3 protein-coding genes are annotated in these 3,488 nt (G+C 75.3%); 2 read left to right on the forward strand and 1 reads right to left on the reverse strand.

Annotation, left to right across the window (positions count from 1 at the left end; all coding sequences use genetic code 11):
• Positions 1-130: 130 nt before the first annotated feature.
• Positions 131-760 carry a snapalysin family zinc-dependent metalloprotease gene (locus tag ABD317_RS34895; protein ID WP_344295632.1) on the reverse strand — a complete coding sequence of 210 codons (630 nt, stop codon included), beginning with the start codon at positions 758-760 and terminating at the stop codon, positions 131-133.
• Between the two features lie 181 nt (positions 761-941).
• On the opposite strand from ABD317_RS34895, the gene ABD317_RS34900 reads away from it, so the two are divergent.
• Both ABD317_RS34900 and ABD317_RS34905 read left to right on the forward strand, forming a co-directional pair.
• On the forward strand, positions 942-1,901 hold the full coding sequence (locus tag ABD317_RS34900; RefSeq protein ID WP_344295636.1) for a LysR family transcriptional regulator: 960 nt from the start codon (positions 942-944) through the stop codon (positions 1,899-1,901).
• 246 nt (positions 1,902-2,147) lie between these two features.
• Positions 2,148-3,488 (forward strand): hemolysin family protein (locus ABD317_RS34905; protein WP_344295639.1); only part of this gene is annotated, 1,341 nt, incomplete at its 3' end.

The following is a 3,488-nucleotide window of genomic DNA, read 5'->3' on the forward strand; positions in this document are numbered from 1 at the left end:
GGGGCGGGCGCGGCCGGGCCGGCGTCCGCCGGGCCGTGCGCCCGCGGACGGCGCCCCCGCCGGTGCCGGGTGGGGCCGGGACCGGGCACGGCCGGAGCCGGTTCGGCCGGCGGTGCTGTGCATCGTCACGTCAGCCGAAGTTGCGGTCCACGCGGGCGGCCTCGTACGCGTTCGGGTAGGCGTTCGTGCAGGACGGCCCGGGGCCGCCGCCGGACATCAGCTCGCTGCACGGGCCGCTGTAGTGGTCCGGCAGGCCGAGGATGTGCCCGGTCTCGTGGGCGACGACGCGCAGGGAGTAGTACACCTGGGTCTGGCGGAGGTCCAGGAAGACGTAGCCGTGGCCGCGTCCGTCCGTCACGGCGTGGCTGCCGCGCGGGTCGTTGCCCTGCCGGTAGCTGAAGTCGCCGCTGCCGGAGGTCTCCGCCAGGGTGATGTTGGTGGTGGCGTCGTTCCAGATCTGCGTGCTCCGGGCTATGTCACCCTGGTAGTTGGGGGCGCCGGCGTCGTTGTACGTGATGGTGACGGCCTGGAAGCCGGGCTCGGCCGCCTGCTTCTCGCGGGCCTTCTCCCGGATCATCTCGAAGAAGGCCCGGTTCTCGGCCTGCTGCTCGCGGTCGTGCCCGACGTACGCCGCGGACGCGGTGGCCTGCGCCGGCTGCCGGTCGTGGTGGTCGGCCGCGGGCGCCGGGGAGGCGGTCAGGCCGGTGATTGCCAGGCCGAGGCCCAGCGCGGCGGAGACCAGTCTTCCGGAGAGTTTCATGGGGGGTCGCTCCTCACGAACGATTGGTCGGTCGGTGAGGAGTCTGCGGGCGGAGGGACGGCCGGGGGCAGATCCCATCCGGTGATAGCGGCGCACGATCCCGCCCGCCGGCCCCGCGGCCGGGGCGGATCGGCGCATATGTGTAGTGCCCCTGACAACTAACCGCGGCTATGCTCCCCCCGTGGAGCTGGAGTTGAGGCATCTGCGGGCGCTGTGCGCGATCACCGACGCCGGAAGCGTGCACGGGGCGGCCAGGTGGCTCGGCGTCTCCCAGCCGTCCCTGACGGCCCAGCTGAACCGCATCGAACGGGCCGTGGGCGGCCGGCTGTTCGTCCGCGACCGCTCGGGCTGCCGCCCGACCCCGCTCGGCCGCTCCGTCACCGCCCGGGCCCGGCCGATCGTCGCCGAGATGACCACCCTGGTCAGCGAGGCGCGCGAGGAGGCACGCGCGCGGGAGAGCGGGCCGCGGCTGCGGCTCGGCAGCACCGCGAACCGCGCCGTGGCCGGCTGGCTGTGCCGGCTGCGCGGCCGGTTCCCGGCCACGGACGTCTCCATCCGCGTCGACCCCTCGCCCAACTCGCTGCTGCGGATGGTCGCCGACGGCCAGCTCGACGTCGCGTTCGTGCACGAGGTCACCGGCTGCCCGCTGCGCGTGCCGGACGGCGTCGGGCAGCGCACGCTGCTGTGGCGCGAGCCGCAGTTCGTCGCCCTGCCCGCGGCGCACCCGGCGGCCGAGCGCGAGGAGGTGGCGCTCGCCGACCTGTGCGGGCACCCGTGGGTCGTCGACCCGCACGTGGACGGCGAGTGGCACGGCATCCGCCGGATGTTCGCCAGCGCCGGCCTGGAGCTGCGGGTCATCCAGGGCGACTACCTGACGGGCGCCGACCTGGTACGGGCCGGGGTCGCCGTCGCCCCGTGCCAGCCCACCTCGACCCCGCGCCCCGGCATGGCGATCAGGCCGCTGCGCGGCGACCCGCTGACCGTACGGCTGCTGCTCGCCGCCCGGGCGGCGTCGACCACCGACGGCGAGTTCCACGCCGTCTACACCGCGCTGGAGGACGCCTACCGCGAGGCGGCCAGCTCCACGGAGACGTATCTGCGCTGGCTGCACCGCAACGACAACCCGCTGATGCTCACCTGAGCCTGTCTTCGCGTCCGCGGCACGCGCGCGTGCCGCGGACCGGGGCACCGCGGCCCGCGCCTGGTCACGGGCGCGCAAGCTGGTTTACCATCCCTTTACCCTGATGTCGGAGACTCTGTGTACGAGCACTCCCGGACATCCCCGCCGACGACCACGAAGGAGCAGCGGACCCGCAATGGGCGAACCTCCCAGTACCAGCCGTGCCACAGCCCGCCGGACGACGAGTGACAGGGCGGGGGTGGCACGGTGACCGAGATCCTCCTGCTGCTCGGCGCCCTGGCGCTGACCCTGGCCTGCGCGCTCTTCGTGGCGGCCGAGTTCTCCCTGACCACCGTGGAGCGCGGCGACCTGGAGCGCGCCGCCGCCGCCGGTGAGCGCGGCGCCGAAGGCGCCCTGAAGGCCGTCCGCCGGCTGACCCTCCAGCTCTCCGGCGCCCAGCTCGGCATCACCGTGACCTCGCTGGTCATCGGCATGCTCGCCGAGCCCTCGCTCGCCACGCTGCTGCGCGGCCCGCTGCGGGCCCTCGGCCTCGGCGGCGCGGCGTCGCCGGTGGCGACCGTACTGGGCGTGGCGCTGTCCACGGTGGTGCTGATGGTGATCGGCGAGCTGGTCCCGAAGAACTGGGCCATCGCCCGGCCGCTGGCCGTGGCGAAGGCGGTCGCCGGGCCGCAGCGCGGCTTCACCGCCGCCTTCGGCCCGTTCATCCGCCATCTGAACAGCACCGCGAACGGCGTCGTGCGCCGCGTCGGCCTGGAGCCCGCGGAGGAGCTGGCCTCGGCCCGTACGCCCGACGAGCTGGTCTCGCTGGCCCGGCACTCCGCCGCGGGCGGCGCGCTGGAGGCGGACTCCGCCGAGCTGTTCGTCCGCACCCTGCACCTGCACGAGCTGACCGCGGAGAACGTCATGACGCCCCGCGTCGACGTCAAGGCGCTGCAGGCCGGTGCCACCGCCGCCGACGCCGCGAACCTCGCCCACGCCACCGGCCTGTCCCGCTTCCCCGTCTACGCCGACAGCCTGGACGAGGTCGTCGGCACGGTACACATCCGCGACGTGCTCGCCCTCGAACCCCGCGCCCGGGCCGCGACGGGGGTCACCGAGCTGGCCGCGGAGCCGCTGCTGGTGCCCGAGACGCTGCCCGCCGACCGGCTGCTGGAGCGGCTGCGGGAGCGGCGCACGATGGCCGTGGTCATCGACGAGTACGGCGGCACCGCGGGCGTGGCCACGATGGAGGACATCGTGGAGGAGGTCGTCGGCGAGGTGCGCGACGAGCACGACCCGGTCGAGCTGCCCGACCTGCAGCCGGCGGGCGTCGGCCCGGACGGCCGGCCCGCCTGGGAGGCGGACGGCAGCGTCCGTCTGGACCAGCTCGCGGAGCTGGGCCTGGACGCCCCGGAGGGGCCGTACGAGACGGTCGCCGGGCTGATCGCCACGACGCTGGCCCGCATCCCCGCCGCGGGCGACGCGGTGCACCCCGGCGGCTGGCGGCTGGAGGTCCTGGCCGTCGAGCACCACCGGGCGGACCGGGTGCGCGTCACCGCTCCCGCCGGCAGCCCGGCAGATGCCGCCGGGGCGGCCGGCGGGGCCGGG

Origin of the sequence: Streptomyces synnematoformans (assembly GCF_039531005.1) — a bacterium.
Taxonomy (GTDB): domain Bacteria; phylum Actinomycetota; class Actinomycetes; order Streptomycetales; family Streptomycetaceae; genus Streptomyces; species Streptomyces synnematoformans.

What these genes read in the sequence shown, in the direction of transcription:
- ABD317_RS34895 (WP_344295632.1), bottom strand. Translation starts at nt 760, where the DNA reads ATGAAACTCTCCGGAAGACTGGTCTCCGCCGCGCTGGGCCTCGGCCTG.